A 17,439-nucleotide genomic window follows, 5' to 3' on the forward strand; every position below is an offset into this window, starting at 1 on the left:
CCGACGGCGTGCCCGCGGACGCGGTGCGCGACAGGGACGGCTGGGCGAGCGCGGGGGGCGATTTCGAGTTGGAGCGACCCACGACGACCCCGGCCCCCGGCCGCCCCACCCCCGACGACGACTTCGAACTGGCCCGCCCGGCGGAGTCGGCCCGGCCGGACGAACAGCCGGGAGCCGGGTCGACGCAGGGGGCGGACAGCGGTGACTTCGAGCTGGAGCGCCCGGTTTCCCCGGGCCCGGGCAGACAGGCCGACCCGACCAGGAGGGCGACAGAGGGTTCCGCGGCAGGGGCTCCGGTCGCCACGGGAGGTTTGGCGGCGGCTCCGGTCGCCACGGGAGGTCCGGCGGCGGGGGCTCCGGGTGGCATGGGAGGTCCGGCGGCGGCTCCGGGCATCACAGGAGGTCCCACCGCAGGGGCCCCGGGCACCACAGGAGGTCCCGTAGCAGGCGCCCCCGGCCCGACAGAGGGCCCCGTAGCGTCCGCAGGGCGTCCCAAGCCGCTGCACGACCCCGATCCCTACAGCACCCCGCCCTACGGCGAGCCCGGCCCTTGGGCGCTCGCGCCACCGGTGCAGCACCCGGCGACAACCCCGGCGCACGGCACGACGGTCCTGCCGGGGGCACCGGGGGCGTCAGGAACTCCGGGGCACGGTGTGCCCCCTTCGGCGGTGGCTCCGGCGCCCGGTGCGGAGGCCCCGCTGGCACCCACGGCCCCCGAGGCGCCGGCCCCAGCCGGGTTTACGGCGCACGAAGCGCCGCTCCCGGCCGCACCCCCGGCCCATGAAGCCCCGGCACCGGCCGCACCCCCGGCCTATGAAGCCCCGGCACTGGCCGCACCCCCGGTGCATGAAGCCCCGGCACCGGCCGCGCCCCCGGCGCAGGGCGCGACCGCCATGGTGGCGGCCCAGGCCGCGACCCAGGTCCTGCCCACGGCCCACTCGGCCAACGGCACGCACGGTGCGTCGGCGGCGGCGCCCCCGTCCTCGCCCCACGGGAACGCGGCGCAGGCGGGCCCGCAGCCCCACCCGGGACCGCAGCCCCACCCGGACGCGTCCCGCCCCGGCGGCGACGCGCCCGCGCCCCCGCCCTACGCCGACGCCGCTCCGCCCCAGCCGTCCCCGGAGCCCTGGCGGAACTACGACCCCTGGGCCGCCTCCGGGTCGTTGCAGCAGAACGGGGCCGCCGTGGACGACATGCCGCGGCGGCGGAAGCGCGCGGTGAAAGCCCTCGTGCTGGGGGCCGTGCTGATCGCGCTCGTGTCCGGCGGCGTCGGCGGGGCCGTGGGCGCGTACCTGGAGCGCAACGGCGGGGTCGGCGAGGTCGAGCTGCCGCAGGCCGGCGGCGGGACGACCGGCCGGGCCCCGGACAGCGTCGCCGGGATCGCCGCCAGCGCGCTGCCCGGTGTCGTGACACTCCACGTGAGCGGCTCGAACGCGCAGGGCACCGGCACGGGCTTCGTGCTCGACCGCCGTGGCCACATCCTCACCAACAACCACGTGGTGGAACCCGCCGGTGAGGACGGCGAGATCACGGTCACCTTCAGCGGCGGCGAGACCGCCGACGCCAGCCTGGTCGGCCGGGACACCGGGTACGACCTCGCCGTCGTCAAGGTGAAGGGGGTCGACGGCCTCAAGCCGCTGCCGCTCGGCAACTCCGACGACGTGCGGGTCGGCGACCCGGTCGTGGCGATCGGCGCCCCCTTCGACCTCGCCAACACCGTCACCTCCGGCATCATCAGCGCCAAGGAGCGCCCCATCACGGCCGGCGGGGAGGGCGGCGACCGCAGCGACGTGTCGTACGTCGACGCGCTGCAGACGGACGCGCCGATAAACCCCGGGAACTCCGGCGGCCCGCTCGTCGACGTCAACGCCCGGGTGATCGGCATCAACAGCGCCATCCGGTCCGCCGGGAGCGGCTCCGAGTCGGACGGCGGCCAGGCCGGTTCGATCGGGCTCGGCTTCGCGATACCGATCAACCAGGGCAAGCGCGTCGCCGAGGAACTGATCAACACGGGCAAGGCGACGCACCCGGTGATCGGCGTGACCCTCGACATGGACTACTCGGGTGACGGCGCCCGTGTCGGCGACGACGACGGCACCGTGAAGCAGGGCGGCCCCGCCGACCGGGCCGGCATCCGCGCGGGTGACGTCATCACCGAGGTCGACGGCCAGCGCGTCCACTCCGGCGACGAACTGATCGTCAAGGTGCGCGCCCACCGCCCCGGTGACCGGCTCGAACTCACCCTCCAGCGGGACGGCAGGGAGCAGACGGTCACCCTGACCCTGGGCTCCTCCGACGGGGGCTGACACCGCCGCGGATGACGGCAACGTCACAGGAGGGGGAGCCGTACCCCCCTCCTGTCAGGCAAACAGCTGGGAAAACCCGTGGCCCGACCATGGTCCGGGGCGACGGAAGGTACCGGTTCGGCAGGATCGCCGGGTACCGTGGGACCGGCCCGGACCACGGAAGACCTGCCGAGGCCCGCGGATCGGGACCGAGGACATCGCAAGGAGCTTCAGGTGTTCAATGACATAGGTGCGCTCGAGGTGGTGACGCTCGTCGTCCTCGCCGTGCTCGTCTTCGGACCGGACAAGCTCCCGAAGGTGATCCAGGACGTCACGCGGACCATCCGCAAGATCCGGGAGTTCTCGGACAGCGCCAAGCAGGACATCCGCAACGAACTCGGTCCCGAGTTCAAGGACTTCGACTTCGAGGACCTCAACCCCAAGACGTTCATCCGCAAGCAGCTGGAGAACGACGACCTGGGGCTGAAGGAGATCCGCAACGGCTTCGACCTCAAGAAGGAGATGGCCGAGCTGACGGACGCCGTCCACGGCCGTGAGTCCGAGACGTCCTCCTCCGGGTCCGTGTCCGGGACCGGCGGTGCCCCCGGCGGATCCGTCGACATGACCAAGAAGCGCGAGAAGCTCGAGCTGGAAGAGCGCCCGCCGTACGACCTGGACGCCACCTGACCCGTCCGCACGATCGCCGCCCCAGCCGCGCGCCCAGCGGTCGCCGCGCGCCCCGCGGTCACCGGCAGGGACTCCCGCCTGCACTCCGATGCCGTACATCCGCGTGCTGCCACGCCCCCGTACGTGATGCGATTCATACCGCCGCACCCCCTCGTACGGCCTGAAGCCGCCCGTACGCCGTCCTACGCGCCGGGCGCTTTCCCTGCTGCTCGGAGCGCGGTGGCTATGCTGCCCAGTTGTTGTGCGGACCGTAAGGAAAGCGAGCGCGACGCCCGAGAGGGGGGGCGGGCCGCTCCGGTCCGTCGAGAGCGAGGAGGCGTCCGGGCACATGGAGACGACGAGTCGGGTAGGCGCGCAGGCGTCGGCCGCGGAGGGCGGACAACAGGTCCCCTCCGCCCGACGCACGGTCGACGGCTACCTGCTGGCGCCCTTCCCTTGGTACGGCCTCGATGAGGCCTTCACGGGGCCGCGCTGGCTGATGCAGGTCGGTACCTCGGCGGAAGGCGCCGTCGAGCACGGTTCCGTCGGACACGGCGACGAGCCCTCGGTCCGCAACGAGTTCACCGCGGTCACGGAGGACGAGCCCAAGGAGCGGTTCGCGGTCGTGGTGACCGTCGCCGCCAACGACGTACGGCGCAGCGCCGACGGCACGGGCGTCCTGGAGGCCACGTCGGTCTCCTCCGCCGCCTGGCTGGCCGGTGTGGGGCTGCTGTCCTTCACCTGGCCCGGGCAGCTCGACCACACCCTGAGGGACGACTGGCTGGACCAGCAGACCGAGACGGCGTGGGTCCTCGCGGACGACCTCGACGGGCCCGACTGGTCGACGCTGTCCCTGCCGGTGGACGGCGTCCCCACGCCCTTCCACTACCGGGAGTCCGAGTTCGGCTGGGTGCTGGCCGGCTCCACCCAGGAAGGGGTGCACGTGGGGGCGTACGGGAGAGGGATGAGCGCGTACGGGCTCGGCTTCGCCATGATCAAGGACATCGCGGAGTACGCGTGACGGACGAAGGGCACCGCGTCGATGTCGCGGTGCCCTTCACGCGGTGCCTTCAAAGGGTGCTGTACCCCGTCAGAACTTGTTCCTCGGGGTGATGCCCAGGCTCATGCCCGACAGGCCCCGCTGACGGCCGCCCAGCTTGCCGGCGATGGCTCGCAGGGCGGCGCCCGCGGGGGAGTCCGGGTCGGAGAGGACGACCGGCTTGCCCTCGTCGCCGCCCTCGCGGAGACGGACGTCGATCGGGATGCTGCCGAGAACGGGCACCGTGGTGCCGGTGGTGCGGGTGAGGCCGTCGGCGACGACCTGGCCGCCGCCGGTGCCGAAGACGTCCACCATCTCGTCGCAGTGCGGGCAGGGCAGGCCCGACATGTTCTCGACCACGCCGACGATCTTCTGGTGGGTCTGGACCGCGATGGAACCGGCGCGCTCGGCGACCTCGGCCGCCGCCTGCTGCGGGGTCGTGACGACGAGGATCTCCGCGTTCGGGACCAGCTGTGCCACCGAGATCGCGATGTCCCCGGTGCCCGGCGGGAGGTCCAGGAGCAGGACGTCCAGGTCGCCCCAGTAGACGTCCGCGAGGAACTGCTGGAGGGCGCGGTGCAGCATCGGGCCGCGCCAGACGACGGGCGCGTTGCCCGGGGTGAACATGCCGATCGAGATGACCTTCACACCGTTCGCGGACGGCGGCATGATCATGTTCTCGACCTGGGTGGGACGGCCGTCGGCGCCCAGCATGCGCGGCACCGAGTGGCCGTAGATGTCGGCGTCGACCACGCCGACCTTCAGACCGTCCGCGGCCATCGCCGCCGCCAGGTTCACCGTCACCGAGGACTTGCCGACGCCGCCCTTGCCGGACGCCACGGCGTACACACGCGTGAGCGAGCCCGGCTTCGCGAAGGGCACCTCGCGCTCGGTCTGGCCGCCGCGCAGGGCGGACGCCAGCTCACGGCGCTGCTCGTCGCTCATCACGTCCAGCTCGACGTCGACACGGGTGACGCCCTCGACCCGGGCGACCGCCTCCGTCACGCGCTGCGTGATGGTGTCCCGCATGGGGCAGCCGGAGACCGTCAGGTACACGGCGACCGCGACCGCTCCGTCCGCACCGATCTCCACCGACTTGACCATCCCGAGTTCGGTGATGGGTCGGTTGATCTCGGGGTCGTTCACCGTCGACAGTGCCTCGCGCACCGCGTCTTCCGTAGCCATAGTGACGATGGTACGGCGACGCGCGGGGCCCCTGGGAGCCCCGTCAGCGGTCGTCCATGTCACGCCCGCCGGGGTGCTCCGGCGGGAATACGGTCCTGGTCCCGCGCTGCCCGTCGCCGTCGCGCTCGTGCAGCTCCCTGACCAGGTCCTGGAGCTCGGAGCGCAGCCAGTCGCGGGTGGCGACCTCGCCGAGACCGATCCGCAGGGCCGCGATCTCCCGGGTCAGGTACTCGGTGTCGGCGATCGACCGCTCGTTCTGCTTGCGGTCCTGTTCGAGGTTGACCCGGTCACGGTCGTCCTGGCGGTTCTGCGCCAGCAGGATCAGCGGGGCGGCGTAGGACGCCTGGAGGGACAGCATCAGCGTCAGGAAGATGAAGGGGTAGTTGTCGAAGCGCAGGTCCCGCGGCGCCGAGACGTTCCACACCACCCACAGGATGATCACGACGGTCATCCAGACGATGAACCGCCCGGTGCCGAGGAACCGTGCGATCCGTTCCGAGAGCCGTCCGAATGCCTCCGGGTCCCATTCGGGCAGGAACCGGGCTCTGCGCGGCAGGGGCTGGTCGAGACGGTTCCGTGGGCGCGCGGTGGCCCCGGAGGGCATGCGCTCCCGCGGGGGCGCCCCGGAGGACGGCGTGCGCTCGCGCGTCCCCGCCCCGGTGTGTGCCCGCTCGCGCCCTCCGTCCCGCCCGTCACGCCCCTGGCGCTCGGAACGCTCAGGAACCATGGGCGGCCCCCTCCACATCGTCGTCATCGTCGTCGTCCAGATGGAACTCCGTCTCCCGCCAGTCCTCCGGCAGCATGTGGTCCAGGACGTCGTCCACGGTCACCGCGCCCAGCAGCGAGCCGCTCTCGTCGACCACGGGCGCCGCGACCATGTCGTACGTCGCGAAGAACCCGGCCACCTCGGGGAGCGCGGCGTCCGGGTCGAGCGGCTGGAGGTCGTCGTCGAGGATCGAGCTGACCAGGGTGTAGGGCGGGTCGCGCAGCAGCCGCTGGAAGTGGACCGTGCCGAGGTACTTGCCGGTCGGCGTCTCGTCCGGCGGCCGGCACACGTACACCTGGGCGGCGAGGGCCGGGGACAGGTCGGGGTTGCGGACCCGGGCCAGCGCGTCGGCGACGGTGGCGTCCGGGCGCAGCACGATCGGCTCGGTCGTCATCAGCCCGCCGGCGGTCTTCTCCTCGTACGCCATCAGCCGCCGCACGTCCGCCGCCTCGTCCGGCTGCATCAGCGTCAGCAGCCGTTCCTGCTCCGCCTCCGGCAGCTCGGCCAGCAGGTCGGCCGCGTCGTCCGGGTCCATGGCCTCCAGGACGTCGGCGGCCCGCTCCTCCTTGAGCTTGCCGAGGATCTCGATCTGGTCGTCCTCCGGCAGCTCCTCCAGCACGTCGGCGAGACGGTCGTCGTCGAGGGCGGCGGCGACCTCGGCCCGACGCTTGGCGGAGAGGTGGTGCAGCACATTGGCGAGGTCGGCCGGGCGGAGCTGTTCGAAGGTCGCGAGGAGGTTCTCCGCGCCCTGCCCGTGCTCCTCCAGCGAGAACCCGGTGACCGCCGACCACTCCACGGTCAGCGTCTCGCCCTTGTGCCGGCGGAACGCGCCCCCCTTCCCCTTGCGTACGAACACCCGGTCGATCTCCCAGTCCCGGCGGGCCGGCAGCTGCTGCACCGAGATGTCGAGGACGGTGACCTCCTCACCCGTCTCCACGAGCCGTACACGGCGGTCCAGCAGTTCCCCGATGACGAGCCGTTCGGTGGGTCGCTGCTCGAAGCGGCGCACGTTGAGGACGCCGGTGGTGATGACCTGGCCGGACTCCACCCCGGTGACCCGGGTCATGGGCAGGAAGATCCGGCGCCGCGTGTGCAGTTCGACGACCAGGCCGAGCAGCCGCGGGGGTCTGCGGCCGACCCGCAGGATGGCCACGAGATCGCGGACCCGGCCCACCTGGTCGCCGTTCGGGTCGAAGACCGCGATCCCGGAGAGATGGGAGACGAAGATCCGGGGCGCCACCGCCGCCATCAGCCGCCCCTTTCCTGCGCGTTCCGTGCGAGATCCGCATGCTCTCCGAGCCGCGTGGGTCTTTGGCGATAATCAGGCGAGTCATACGGGATTTGTCGGACGAGGAGGGCTTCAGGCTAGCCCGTCCCGATCGGATATGCCCTGGTGAGCGGTGCGGACGGACTGCCTCCGTGGCACCCCGCGAGCCCCGGTACTCTGCGGTAGGCCTGGACTCCCCACGAAGAGGTGCATCGTCTGTGACTCCGACTCCCCGTACCCGAAGGGCCGCACTGGTGAGCGCCGTCTGCACCCTCGTGGCGAGCGGGCTGGGGCTCACCGGGTGCAGCGAGGATCCCAACGAGGGCACCAACGGGGTCGGCAGGCTGACCCCGGAGAAGATCCAGACCAGGACGAAGGCGGCCGCCACGGCGGCGGACGCGGTCCGGCTGTCCGGGTCGGTCGTCAGCAACGGCAAGACCTACAAGCTGGACATGCGCTTGAAGGAGGGCGGCGGCACGGGCTCGGTGACGTCGGGCGACACGACCTTCCGGCTGCTGAAGGTCGGCGAGCACCTCTTCCTCAAGGCCGACGCCGAGTTCTGGGACCACGAGGACGGCGGCGGCAAGAACGACGACTCCGACGAGGCCGCCGCGGACAAGCTGGACGGCATGTACGTCAAGGTCCCCACCGGCGACCCGGCCTACCAGCGCTTCAGCGGTTTCACCGACAAGGACGTCCTCCTCACCAGCCTGCTCACCCTGCACGGCACCCTCTCCACCGACGGCCACCACGAACAGTCCGGCACCCGCACCGTCCGCATCACCGGCGACAAGGGCGCGGGCGGCACCCTCGACGTCTCCCTCGAAGGCACCCCCTACCCCCTGCGCCTGGTCCGCGCCGGCGACGCGGGCACCATCCTCCTCACCGACTGGGGCAAGAACTTCCCCCTGGAGGAACCGGACAAGAAGTCGGTCGTCGACTACGGCAAACAACTCCCGACGTCGTAGCCGCGCAGCGCCCCCTGAAGGGGCGCGGGGAACTCAGCTACGACGAACCCTCAAGCCGCCGACGGACGCACGTCCCCCACCCGGTGGGCGCACGAAGCCCTTCAGCCCTGCTTCTTCCGACGCTTGAAAAGCAACCGGGGCAACCCGGCCGGCACCGGCTGACGCGTGGTCGCCGGCGTCGGCAGCGGAATCCGTGCCAGATCGCCGTCGGGCAACGCTGCCGTCGTCCCCGTCGGCTCCAGGCGCAGTACCCGGCACTCCCGCGCCCACCGCTCCGGCATGGCCTCACCGTCGGGCGCGTTGAGCCGCTTGCCCTTGAGCTCGGCCACGGCCGCGTCCCACTCGGGCGACCGGGGGGCCAGCTCCACGACCGTCGCGTCCCAGGTCACGAGCCGTCCGCCCTTGTCCTTGCTGCGCACGGTCACCACGGCGGAGCCGCCGTCGACGAGCCCCGGCAGCGGCTGCTCGCCCGGCCCGTCGCCGACCAGGCACACCGCGCCCTCGTGCCAGACGTGCCACAGCGCGCGTGACGGCACTCCGTGCCCCTGGACGTGGAGCGACGGCACCCCGTCACCACGCACCCAGATGAGCCCGGACTTCTTCGTGGCCTCCTCGACGAGGGCCCGGTCGAGCAGCTGTTCCGTCATGCCGTCAGCCTAGGCCCTGGGCGGTGCCGGGCGGCTACAGCCATCCGTTCCGCTTGAGCGTGCGGTGGATGCCCAGGCAGAGCGCCACCGTGACGCCGAGGACCACCGGGTAGCCGAACTTCCAGTGGGTCTCGGGCATGTAGTCGAAGTTCATGCCGTACACCCCGCACACCATCGTCGGCACGGCGATGATCGCCGCCCAGGAGGTGATCTTGCGCATGTCCTCGTTCTGGGCGACGGACGCCTGTGCCAGGTTCGCCTGGAGGATCGAGTTGAGCAGCTCGTCGAAGCCGACGACCTGCTCCTGCACCCGGGCGAGGTGGTCGGCCACATCACGGAAGTACTTCTGGATGTCCGGGTCGACCAGCCGCATCGGACGCTCGCTCAGCAGCTGCATGGGCCGCACCAGCGGCAGCACCGCCCGCTTGAACTCCATGACCTCGCGCTTGAGTTGGTAGATGCGGCCGGCGTCGGTGCCCCGGGGCGTCCCCTTGCGTCCGGGTGAGAACACCTCCGTCTCCACCTCGTCGATGTCGTCCTGCACCGCGTCCGCGACCGCCACGTACCCGTCGACGACATGGTCGGCGATGGCGTGCAGCACGGCGGAGGGGCCCTTCGCGAGCAACTCCGGCTCGTCCTGCAGCCGGTGACGGAGCGCCCGCAGCGAGCCCTGGCCGCCGTGCCGGACGGTGATGAAGAAGTCCCGCCCGGTGAAGCACATGACCTCGCCGGACTCCACCACCTCACTGGTGGCGGTGAGTTCGTCGTGCTCGACGTAGTGGATCGTCTTGAAGACGGTGAAGAGGGTGTCGTCGTAGCGCTCCAGCTTCGGCCGCTGGTGCGCGTGCACCGCGTCCTCCACGGCCAGCGGGTGCAGCCCGAACTCGGCGGCGATACCGGCGAATTCGGCCTCGGACGGCTCATGCAGGCCGATCCACACGAACCCGCCGTCCCGGCGCACCTGACGGATCGCCTCGTGCGGGGCGAGGTTGCGCTCGAACGTGACGCGCGCGCCGTCGCGGTAGACGGCGCAGTCGACGACGGCCGTGGTCGCCTCCGCCGGGCGGGTGGCGTCGTACGCGGCCCCGTCCTTGCGCAGCGACAGCCGGGACGGCCGGGAGGGGCGGACCGCGGCGCGCAGGTTGTTGATCATCGACATGGGCAGACTCCTTCGCAACGAAAGGCCGCCGACGACGGTTGGAACTACCCGGAATGGGGACGTTTTGACTTCCGATGTTTGGCACGTCCACAAAGCGGGGAGCACCGCACCGTCGCGGTGACAGCTTCGCTTGATTCAGATCGGCGACGTCGGATCGATGAGGTCTGATCGGCGACGGCTGATCGGTCAGGGGATCAAGGCGGTAAAGAAGTGCTCTTCCGTTGCGCGACGACCGGCGAGCGGCATGACGCGAGTGAGGGTGGCAGCCAAGCAGAGAGCTGACGCGAGAGCTACGTGACTCAGCGGTCGGAAGAGCGGGTGGTACTGCACGGTCGACTTCGGTCCATCGCAGCCCCACCTCCTCCGGCCGGTCCCTCGTAAGGGACGTTCCATACCCCATGCGGGGTTCCCCGTAGGGGAGTCAGTTTTCTCTGGCCGGGACAAGAGGGCTTGAGAGCGACGCTTCTGCGTGCTGCCCGCGTGCTGTTCCGACCGGCGCCCCAGACTAACAGTCGACTGAAGTGTCAAGGCGCCCGTTTGCCGGTTCCTGACGAGTTCTATGCTCGGCTCATGGCTGATGTTCTTCCGTTGGTGGAGGCCCGTTTGCGCACCGCGCTGGGCGAACCGGACGCGCGCGCCGCGGTCACCTTCCTCGGCACGGACCGTATCGAGGTGCTCCGCTTCACCGACGGCGACGTCGTCCGCTACGCCACGCTCGGCATGTCCGCCCAGCCGTTGGCCGACCCCACCGCGGTGCTCGCCGACCCCGTCAAGGGCCCCCGCGCCGAACTGGTCCTGTCCGTACGGCACGGGATCGCCGACACCGACAAGGTGCTCCGCCCGCTCGCCGTGCTCGCCGCGTCACCGCAGGTGGAGGGTGTGGTCGTGGCGCCCGGCGCCTCCCTCGACGTGGGCGAGCCGCTGTGGCCCGGCGCCCCCTTCACCTCCGTCCTCGTCGCCGAGTCCGGCGGCCTGGTCGGGGACCTCGAACTGGACGCCCCCGCCGACCCCGTACGGTTCCTCCCCCTCCTTCCGATGACTCCCAACGAGGCGGCCTGGAAGCGCGTCCACGGCGCCCAGGCCCTCCAGGAGCGCTGGCTCACCCAGGGGACGGACCTCCGCGACCCCGTCCGCCCGTCGGTCTCCCTGGACTAGGCCGGCCGCCCCACGGCTCCCTCCGCCATTTCCCCGTGTGACGGACGGCACGCCCCGGGTGACCGGCGGGCGCCCGGCAGGTGGCCGAAAATCGCCGCTTCCCTCTGTGGTGCGGGTAGTTGATTCCGGTGGCGGGTTCTCCGGTCCCGGGAAGGGCCGGCCGCTGTCCGGTGTCCGGCGTCCGTGCGCGGAATGTGACGCGCACACGCCGGACGGGTGATCGTCCTTGACGCGAGGAAGCACGGGGAGGACCGTTGGGCCCTATGAGGGGCGAACCCAGTTGCCCGAAGTGTGGTGGCCGGGTCAGGGCTCCCGGCCTCTTTGCCGACTCCTGGCAGTGCGCTGTTCACGGGACGGTGCACCCGCTGCAGCCCGTGATCCCGCCCAGCGTCGAGGCCCTCAGTGTCGTGGTGCACCGCGCCCAGGTGCCGGTGTGGATGCCGTGGCCCCTGCCCGTCGGCTGGCTGTTCACCGGCGCGGCCTTCGCGGGGGACGACCGCAGCGGGGGGCGCGCCACCGCCGTCGCCTGCTCCGGACCTGGGCCGCTCGGCGGGATGGGTGAACTGGTACTCATCGCCGAGGAACTCGGCGTGGGGCTCGGCGCGCGCTACGCCGGCATCGACGGTCCCGACCCCGGGCCGTATCTCAGCGTCGAGAAGCCGCCCCAGGCCAAGGTGCTCGCCGCGGGACGGCCCACCCCCCTCTGGCATGTCTCCGGCACCCCCGACGACCGCGCGGTCTTCGCCGGCGAGGCGCTCGGCCTCTGGCTCTGGGCGATCGTCTGGCCCGAACAGACGGGCCTGCTGATGTACGACGAACTGGTCCTCACCGACCTGCGGGACGCGGGCGCCGAGGTGGAGCTGCTGCCGTGCGGCGCGCTCTCCCCGCGCATCCTGGAGCCGTAGGGCTTGCGGAGGGTGCGGCGGAGAGCACGGCGGAGAGTGTTGTAGGGGTGCTGCAGGGCACCGGCGGAGAGTGCTGTAGGGGTGCTGTAGGGGGCGCTACCCCGTTTCGGGTGTGACCGGAGGGCCGCGAAAGGGCGCTATTCTTGAGCGTCCGCTTCCGTTCCGTCCGCGCCTGGAGTCCGAGTCGTGCGTATCGATCTGCACTGCCACTCCACGGCCTCCGACGGTACGGACACCCCCGCCGAGCTGGTCCGCAAGGCCGGCGCCGCGGGCCTGGACGTGGTCGCGCTGACCGACCACGACACCACCCGTGGATACGCCGAGGCGATCGCCGCGCTGCCGGAGGGGCTCACGCTCGTCACCGGCGCCGAGCTGTCGTGCCGCCTGGACGGCGTCAGCATGCACATGCTGGCCTACCTGTTCGACCCCGACGAGCCCCGGCTGCTCGCCGAGCGCGAGCTGGTCCGGGACGACCGGGTGCCGCGCGCCCGCGGGATGGTCGCCAAGCTGAACGAGCTGGGCGTGCCCGTCACCTGGGAGCAGGTCCAGCGGATCGCCGGCGACGGTTCCGTGGGCCGGCCCCACGTGGCCACCGCCTTGGTGGAACTCGGCGCCGTACCGACCGTGAACGACGCGTTCACCCCCCAGTGGCTCGGCGACGGGGGCCGCGTCTACATCGAGAAGCACGAGACCGACCCGTTCGAGGCGATCCGGCTGATCAAGGGCGCCGGCGGTGTCGCGGTCTTCGCGCACCCCGCAGCCGTCAAGCGCGGCCGCACCGTCCCCGAGTCCGCGATCGCCGACCTCGCCGCCGCCGGGCTCGATGGCATCGAGGTCGACCACATGGACCACGACCCGGCGACCCGGGCGCGGCTGCGCGGCCTCGCGAAGGAACTGGGGCTGCTCACGACCGGCTCCTCCGACTACCACGGCAGCCGCAAGACCTGCGCGCTCGGCGAGTACACGACCGACCCCGAGGTGTACGGGGAGATCACGCGCCGCGCCACCGGAGCGTTCCCCGTCCCGGGCACGGGCGGACGCCGGCCGGCACCTCGGTCGTAGGGCGCCGGACGCGCCCCGTCAGGCTCGTGGTGGCCGGTCGTCGAGGCCGGTTGCGCCGGTCGGTGGCGTACGCGGCGGCCCCTGATGGTCATGGTGCCCGCTCCTTCGGCCGCCTGGCCTTCGCGCTGCGCGGGCACGGCCGGCCGGAGCCCCGCGGCCCCGGTGGCGGGCTGTCGCCCAGGACATCCATAACGCCGGCGATGCCCTTGACGCCGGCGACGCTCGGGGGTCCGGAACGCCCGGGGCGCCGGTCATGGTCGGGGCCCCGAACCGTCCGGGGCGCCAAGCCGAGCAGGCCGACCTCCCCCCGTCACTGATCCCTCCTCTCCCGCTCTTCCGCACACTCTCGCAAGGCACCCCTGTGTTCGATCTCGCCGTCTTCGGTTCCCTCTTCCTGACCCTGTTCGTGATCATGGATCCCCCCGGGATCACCCCGATCTTCCTCGGCCTCACCGCCGGGCGCCCCGCCCGGACGCAGAAGCGGATGGCGTTGCAGGCCGTCTGCGTGGCCGGTGGCGTGATCGCCGTCTTCGGCCTGCTGGGGCACCAGATCCTCGACTACCTGCATGTCTCCGTGCCCGCGCTGATGATCGCGGGCGGACTGCTGCTCCTGCTGATCGCACTCGATCTGCTGACCGGGAAGACGGACGAGCCCAAGCAGACGAAGGACGTGAACGTCGCGCTGGTGCCGCTCGGTATGCCGCTGCTGGCCGGGCCCGGGGCGATCGTGTCGGTGATCCTGGCGGTGCAGAAGGCGGACGGTGTGGCCGCCCAGGTGTCGGTGTGGGGCGCGATCCTGGCGATCCATGTCGTGCTGTGGCTGACGATGCGGTACTCGCTGCTGATCATCCGGGTCATCAAGGACGGCGGTGTGGTGCTCGTGACCCGGCTCGCGGGGATGATGCTGTCCGCGATCGCGGTGCAGCAGATCATCAACGGCGTCACCCAGGTGATCCAGGGCAGCTGACAGCCGGCCCCGCGGTGGGCCCGGACGTACGCAGAGCCCCGTACGGCGCACATCGGTGCGGCCCGTACGGGGCTCTGAAGTCTGAACGGATCCGCCTCGGCTGAGGCGGTCACGTCGGCCGGTACTACGAGGCGGTCACGTCGGCGGGGCGGATCCAGAGGCGCTGCCCGATGGCGGCGGCCTGCTGCACGATCCTGTTGACGGAGGCGGCGTCCACGACGGTGCTGTCCACGGGCGTGCCGTTGACGTCGTCGAGTCGCATGATTTCGAAGCGCATGGCTTCTCCCTTCGTCTGGTCGTCCTCCCTGAGGAGAACTACTGGTGGTGCGCGGGTCGTCGGTGCCCGTGTTCCATGAGGAGTCAACGGTATGCCTGTTACAAACATTCCCTACGCTAAGGAAATTTTTCGAGAACCTAATTACTGGCTGGTAAGTGACGATGTGGGTGCACTACCAGGAAGCTGTAAGACTGTTCGGGACCGGTTGTGTTCGCAGCGTGACCGCCGGGACAATGGACGCATATGAACGACGACGACCTGACGGCGCTCGGCGCCCGCATCGACCGTACGAACGAGCTGCTCCAGCGCATGCTCGCCGAGGTGGCGAAGACGCCCTCGACCCATGCGATCTTCGTCGACGCCGGGTACCTGTACGCGGCCGTCGGGCGACTGGTCGCCGGGACGGAGGACCGGCGGTCCTTCGATCTCGATGCGGAAGGTCTCATCGACGCCCTGATCGACCGGGCCCGCACGATCTTCGCGGACAGCCGGCTGCTCCGGGTCTACTGGTACGACGGGGCGCGGCGCCGCATCCACACGGTGGAGCAGCAGTCCATCGCCGAGCTGCCGGACGTCAAGGTGCGGCTGGGCAATCTGAACGCGAACAACCAGCAGAAGGGCGTCGACTCCCTCATCCGCACCGATCTGGAGTCCCTCGCCCGGCACCGCGCCATCAGCGACGCGGCGCTCATCGGCGGCGACGAGGACCTGGTCTCGGCGGTCGAGGCCGCACAGGGGTACGGGGCGCGTGTCCATCTGTGGGGCATCGAGGCGCCGGAGGGCCGCAACCAGGCCGACCCGCTGCTCTGGGAGGTCGACAGCCAGCGGACCTTCGACCTCGACTTCTTCAAGCCGTACGTCTCCCGGCGGGCCGCCGTCCCGTACGAGGCCACCGCGGGGAGCCGGCCCACCCGTGAGGACGTCCGCTTCGTCGGCGCCCAGATCGCCGCGAAATGGCTCGCGTCCCGGGGCCGCGAGCCGCTCAAGGAACTCCTGCACGGCCACCCGTACCTGCCCGGCTCGGTCGACCAGGACCTCCTCGTCGAGGCGGAGGGGCTGCTCCAGTACTCGCTACGGGGCCAGGCGGACCTGAGACGGGCCCTGCGGGACGGGTTCTGGGAGCACTTGAGGGCGCAGTACTAGCTCAGCCGGTGAGCCGGTCCCAGAAGCCGATCAGGGCGGCGGCCGTGGCCTTCGGCTGGTCCGTGTTGGGGGAGTGCTCGGCGGCGGCAATCACCGTGCGGTGCGCGTGGAGGCGTGCGGCCATGTCGTCGAGGAGCGGGATCGGCCAGGTGTCGTCGCGTTCGCCCGACAGGACGTGTGCGGGCAGGCCCAGGGCGGCCAGTTCGGCGACGCGGTCGGGTTCCGAGCAGAGCTGCCGGCCGGTGGCGATGAGCTGGGCCGGGCTGTGGGCGAGCCAGCGGCGGCGTAGGTCGGCGCTGTCGTCCAGTCCCTCGTCGAGGCCGCCGGCGTCGGTCTCCTCCGGCGGTTCCATCGCCTGGATGGCGTCCCACACCTGCTCCATCCCCATAGCGGCCAGGGCATCCCGCAACAGCTTGACCCGCTGCTGCTGGCTCTCCGAGATCTGGGCCGGGCCCGAGGCCATCAGAGTGAGCGAGGCGAAGGGGGAGGCGTCCAGCAGGACGGCGGCGCGGGAGATCTGACCGCCGAGGGAGTGGCCGAGGAGGTGCAGGGGGGCACCGTCGCCGACGGCCCGCGCCTGGGCGAGCACGTCCCGCGCCAACTCGTCCTGGGCGTACGGCGACTCGTCGTCCTTGGGCCCCTCGCTCTCGTACTGGCCCCGTCCGTCCACGGCCACGGACCGGTAGCCGGCCTCAGCCAGCGGTTCGTGCAGCGCGATGAAGTCCTCCTTGCTCCCCGTGAACCCCGGCACGAGCAGCACGGTGCCCTTCACCGGGGTGCCCGCCTCGATGACGGCGAACTCACCGCGCGAGGTGCGCAGCCGGTGGGCGCGGGCACCGGGCGGAGGGGTGAACGTGGGAGGACGGCTCATGGGGCGAGAGTATCCGGAGACCGGCCCTGCCAGTCACCTGACGGGGGCCGGGCGGCTCGGGGCGGTTGGTGGCGGGCGGCTCGGTGCGTGTGGCTTGGGCTGCGTGGATCGGTGACGTGCGGCCTGCGGCCTTGCGACTCTCTTGGCGGTTGGCGGTTGGCGGTTGGCGGTTGGCGGTTGGCGGTTGGCCGTTGGTGCCTGGCCGTTGGTGGCGGGCGGCTTGGGCTGGCCGTGCCGGGTGGGGGTGCCGCCGTCAGGAGGGTTGAGCGCCAAGGCCCCGCGCCCCTCCGCTCCGTGCCCGGCCGGTCTCGGGAAACGCCGGAGGCCCGGCCCCCGGGAAGGGGGACCGGGCCTTCGGTCGGCCAACCGGCCTCAGCTGTCCGTCGGCTCCACGACGGCCGCAGTCTTCCGTGCCCGCCGACGCGGTGCCGGCGTCTCGCCGGCACTCGCCCCCGCGTCCTCAGCCACAGCCACGGCGGCCGCGGCCTTCCGCGTGCGACGCGGCTTCGTGGCCTGCTCCTCCGTCGGCTGGGCCGGAACCGACGCCTCGGTCGGAGCCTCCGCGACCTTCCGCGTGCGGCGGCGGGTCTTGGGGGCGGCCTCTTCGGCGGTGGTCGCCGTTGCCTCGGTGGTGGCCTCGGCTGCCGTGGTGGTCTTGCGGGTCCGGCGGCGGGGCTTGGTGGCCTCTTCGGTGGCGGGGGTGCCTTCGGCCGTGTCGAGCGCGGCTTCGGCGGTGGGCGCCTCGGTGGTCGCGGGGGCCTCCACGGCCTTCCGCGTCCGGCGGCGCGTCTTGGGCGCCGCCGCTTCCTCGGCTACGGTCTCCGGCGCGTCGACGGGTGCCTCCGCGACCTTCCGCGTGCGGCGGCGGGTCTTGGGGGCGGCCTCTTCGGCGGTGGTCGCCGTCGCTTCGGTGGTGGCCTCGGCTGCCGTGGTGGTCTTGCGGGTCCGGCGGCGGGGCTTGGTGGCCTCTTCGGTGGCGGTGGTGCCTTCGGCCGTGTCGAGCGCGGCTTCGGCGGTGGGCGCCTCGGTGGTCGCGGGGGCCTCCACGGCCTTCCGCGTCCGGCGGCGCGTCTTGGG

At 71.9% G+C, this 17,439-nt stretch carries 16 protein-coding genes and 1 pseudogene; 9 read left to right on the forward strand and 8 right to left on the reverse strand.

The window, feature by feature from the left end; all coding sequences use genetic code 11:
- Nucleotides 1-365: 365 nt before the first annotated feature.
- The 3 genes from ACZ4Z2_RS10995 to ACZ4Z2_RS11005 all read left to right on the forward strand — a co-directional run bounded on the left by ACZ4Z2_RS10995 (nt 366) and on the right by ACZ4Z2_RS11005 (nt 3,972).
- The gene (locus tag ACZ4Z2_RS10995) at nt 366-2,306 is read left to right on the forward strand and encodes a S1C family serine protease (protein WP_468074701.1); all 1,941 of its coding nucleotides are present in this window, start codon (nt 366-368) and stop codon (nt 2,304-2,306) included.
- 213 nt (nt 2,307-2,519) lie between these two features.
- Entirely contained in the window at nt 2,520-2,972 is a 453-nt protein-coding gene (locus ACZ4Z2_RS11000) for a sec-independent translocase (protein WP_468074548.1), read from the forward strand.
- 328 nt (nt 2,973-3,300) lie between these two features.
- Nucleotides 3,301-3,972, forward strand: a complete 672-nt coding sequence (locus ACZ4Z2_RS11005; RefSeq protein ID WP_468074550.1) for a hypothetical protein — start codon at nt 3,301-3,303, stop codon at nt 3,970-3,972.
- A 69-nt stretch (nt 3,973-4,041) separates the two neighbouring features.
- Here ACZ4Z2_RS11005 and ACZ4Z2_RS11010 read toward each other — a convergent pair whose 3' ends face one another.
- The 3 genes from ACZ4Z2_RS11010 to ACZ4Z2_RS11020 are packed head-to-tail and all read right to left on the reverse strand — an operon-like array spanning nt 4,042 to nt 7,190.
- Nucleotides 4,042-5,175, reverse strand: a complete 1,134-nt coding sequence (locus tag ACZ4Z2_RS11010) for an Mrp/NBP35 family ATP-binding protein (RefSeq protein ID WP_468074552.1) — start codon at nt 5,173-5,175, stop codon at nt 4,042-4,044.
- 43 nt (nt 5,176-5,218) lie between these two features.
- Nucleotides 5,219-5,902, reverse strand: a complete 684-nt coding sequence (locus tag ACZ4Z2_RS11015) for a DUF1003 domain-containing protein (RefSeq protein WP_468074554.1) — start codon at nt 5,900-5,902, stop codon at nt 5,219-5,221.
- Nucleotides 5,892-7,190, reverse strand: coding sequence for a magnesium transporter MgtE N-terminal domain-containing protein (locus ACZ4Z2_RS11020; protein ID WP_468074556.1), 1,299 nt, complete (start codon nt 7,188-7,190; stop codon nt 5,892-5,894). The genes ACZ4Z2_RS11015 and ACZ4Z2_RS11020 overlap by 11 nt, the downstream gene beginning before the upstream one ends.
- Nucleotides 7,191-7,462: 272 nt before the next feature.
- Between ACZ4Z2_RS11020 and ACZ4Z2_RS11025 the strand changes: the two genes are divergently transcribed.
- Nucleotides 7,463-8,176 carry a hypothetical protein gene (locus ACZ4Z2_RS11025; protein ID WP_468074558.1) on the forward strand — a complete coding sequence of 238 codons (714 nt, stop codon included), beginning with the start codon at nt 7,463-7,465 and terminating at the stop codon, nt 8,174-8,176.
- A gap of 101 nt (nt 8,177-8,277) precedes the next feature.
- Here the strand turns inward: ACZ4Z2_RS11025 and ACZ4Z2_RS11030 are convergent, their stop codons facing one another.
- Together ACZ4Z2_RS11030 and ACZ4Z2_RS11035 are read right to left on the reverse strand one after the other, a co-directional pair.
- On the reverse strand, nt 8,278-8,823 hold the full coding sequence (locus ACZ4Z2_RS11030; RefSeq protein ID WP_468074560.1) for a hypothetical protein: 546 nt from the start codon (nt 8,821-8,823) through the stop codon (nt 8,278-8,280).
- A 34-nt stretch (nt 8,824-8,857) separates the two neighbouring features.
- Nucleotides 8,858-9,982, reverse strand: coding sequence for a magnesium and cobalt transport protein CorA (locus ACZ4Z2_RS11035; protein WP_468074562.1), 1,125 nt, complete (start codon nt 9,980-9,982; stop codon nt 8,858-8,860).
- A 570-nt stretch (nt 9,983-10,552) separates the two neighbouring features.
- On the opposite strand from ACZ4Z2_RS11035, the gene ACZ4Z2_RS11040 reads away from it, so the two are divergent.
- The 4 genes from ACZ4Z2_RS11040 (at nt 10,553) to ACZ4Z2_RS11055 (ending at nt 14,071) form a co-directional block, all read left to right on the forward strand.
- Nucleotides 10,553-11,137: a suppressor of fused domain protein gene (locus ACZ4Z2_RS11040; protein ID WP_468074564.1), complete on the forward strand. Its 585-nt coding sequence runs from the start codon at nt 10,553-10,555 to the stop codon at nt 11,135-11,137.
- Between the two features lie 263 nt (nt 11,138-11,400).
- A complete protein-coding gene (locus tag ACZ4Z2_RS11045) occupies nt 11,401-12,042 on the forward strand; it encodes a DUF6758 family protein (protein WP_468074566.1) in 642 nt (213 codons plus the stop codon).
- Nucleotides 12,043-12,228: 186 nt separating this feature from the next.
- On the forward strand, nt 12,229-13,104 hold the full coding sequence (locus ACZ4Z2_RS11050) for a PHP domain-containing protein (protein WP_468074568.1): 876 nt from the start codon (nt 12,229-12,231) through the stop codon (nt 13,102-13,104).
- A gap of 361 nt (nt 13,105-13,465) precedes the next feature.
- The gene (locus ACZ4Z2_RS11055) at nt 13,466-14,071 is read left to right on the forward strand and encodes a MarC family protein (RefSeq protein ID WP_468074570.1); all 606 of its coding nucleotides are present in this window, start codon (nt 13,466-13,468) and stop codon (nt 14,069-14,071) included.
- Between the two features lie 124 nt (nt 14,072-14,195).
- On the opposite strand, the gene ACZ4Z2_RS11060 is transcribed toward ACZ4Z2_RS11055, so the two are convergent.
- Complete coding sequence (locus tag ACZ4Z2_RS11060; RefSeq protein WP_468074572.1) at nt 14,196-14,348, reverse strand: hypothetical protein; 153 nt, start codon at nt 14,346-14,348, stop codon at nt 14,196-14,198.
- Between the two features lie 243 nt (nt 14,349-14,591).
- Here ACZ4Z2_RS11060 and ACZ4Z2_RS11065 point away from each other — a divergent pair, with 243 nt between their 5' ends.
- Nucleotides 14,592-15,491 (forward strand): NYN domain-containing protein, encoded by a 900-nt coding sequence (locus ACZ4Z2_RS11065; protein WP_468074574.1) that lies wholly within the window; start codon nt 14,592-14,594, stop codon nt 15,489-15,491.
- A 1-nt stretch (nt 15,492) separates the two neighbouring features.
- On the opposite strand, the gene ACZ4Z2_RS11070 is transcribed toward ACZ4Z2_RS11065, so the two are convergent.
- Nucleotides 15,493-16,362 carry an alpha/beta fold hydrolase gene (locus tag ACZ4Z2_RS11070; protein WP_468074576.1) on the reverse strand — a complete coding sequence of 290 codons (870 nt, stop codon included), beginning with the start codon at nt 16,360-16,362 and terminating at the stop codon, nt 15,493-15,495.
- A 372-nt stretch (nt 16,363-16,734) separates the two neighbouring features.
- Nucleotides 16,735-17,439 (reverse strand): annotated as a pseudogene (locus ACZ4Z2_RS11075) (DEAD/DEAH box helicase); the annotation flags it as partial.

Source organism: Streptomyces sp. NPDC030183 (assembly GCF_055573455.1).

What these genes read in the sequence shown, in the direction of transcription:
- ACZ4Z2_RS10995 (WP_468074701.1), top strand. Translation starts at nt 366, where the DNA reads ATGGGAGGTCCGGCGGCGGCTCCGGGCATCACAGGAGGTCCCACCGCA.
- ACZ4Z2_RS11005 (WP_468074550.1), top strand. Translation starts at nt 3,301, where the DNA reads ATGGAGACGACGAGTCGGGTAGGCGCGCAGGCGTCGGCCGCGGAGGGC.
- ACZ4Z2_RS11010 (WP_468074552.1), bottom strand. Translation starts at nt 5,175, where the DNA reads ATGGCTACGGAAGACGCGGTGCGCGAGGCACTGTCGACGGTGAACGAC.
- ACZ4Z2_RS11015 (WP_468074554.1), bottom strand. Translation starts at nt 5,902, where the DNA reads ATGGTTCCTGAGCGTTCCGAGCGCCAGGGGCGTGACGGGCGGGACGGA.
- ACZ4Z2_RS11020 (WP_468074556.1), bottom strand. Translation starts at nt 7,190, where the DNA reads ATGGCGGCGGTGGCGCCCCGGATCTTCGTCTCCCATCTCTCCGGGATC.
- ACZ4Z2_RS11030 (WP_468074560.1), bottom strand. Translation starts at nt 8,823, where the DNA reads ATGACGGAACAGCTGCTCGACCGGGCCCTCGTCGAGGAGGCCACGAAG.
- ACZ4Z2_RS11035 (WP_468074562.1), bottom strand. Translation starts at nt 9,982, where the DNA reads ATGTCGATGATCAACAACCTGCGCGCCGCGGTCCGCCCCTCCCGGCCG.
- ACZ4Z2_RS11040 (WP_468074564.1), top strand. Translation starts at nt 10,553, where the DNA reads ATGGCTGATGTTCTTCCGTTGGTGGAGGCCCGTTTGCGCACCGCGCTG.
- ACZ4Z2_RS11045 (WP_468074566.1), top strand. Translation starts at nt 11,401, where the DNA reads ATGAGGGGCGAACCCAGTTGCCCGAAGTGTGGTGGCCGGGTCAGGGCT.
- ACZ4Z2_RS11060 (WP_468074572.1), bottom strand. Translation starts at nt 14,348, where the DNA reads ATGCGCTTCGAAATCATGCGACTCGACGACGTCAACGGCACGCCCGTG.
- ACZ4Z2_RS11065 (WP_468074574.1), top strand. Translation starts at nt 14,592, where the DNA reads ATGAACGACGACGACCTGACGGCGCTCGGCGCCCGCATCGACCGTACG.
- ACZ4Z2_RS11070 (WP_468074576.1), bottom strand. Translation starts at nt 16,362, where the DNA reads ATGAGCCGTCCTCCCACGTTCACCCCTCCGCCCGGTGCCCGCGCCCAC.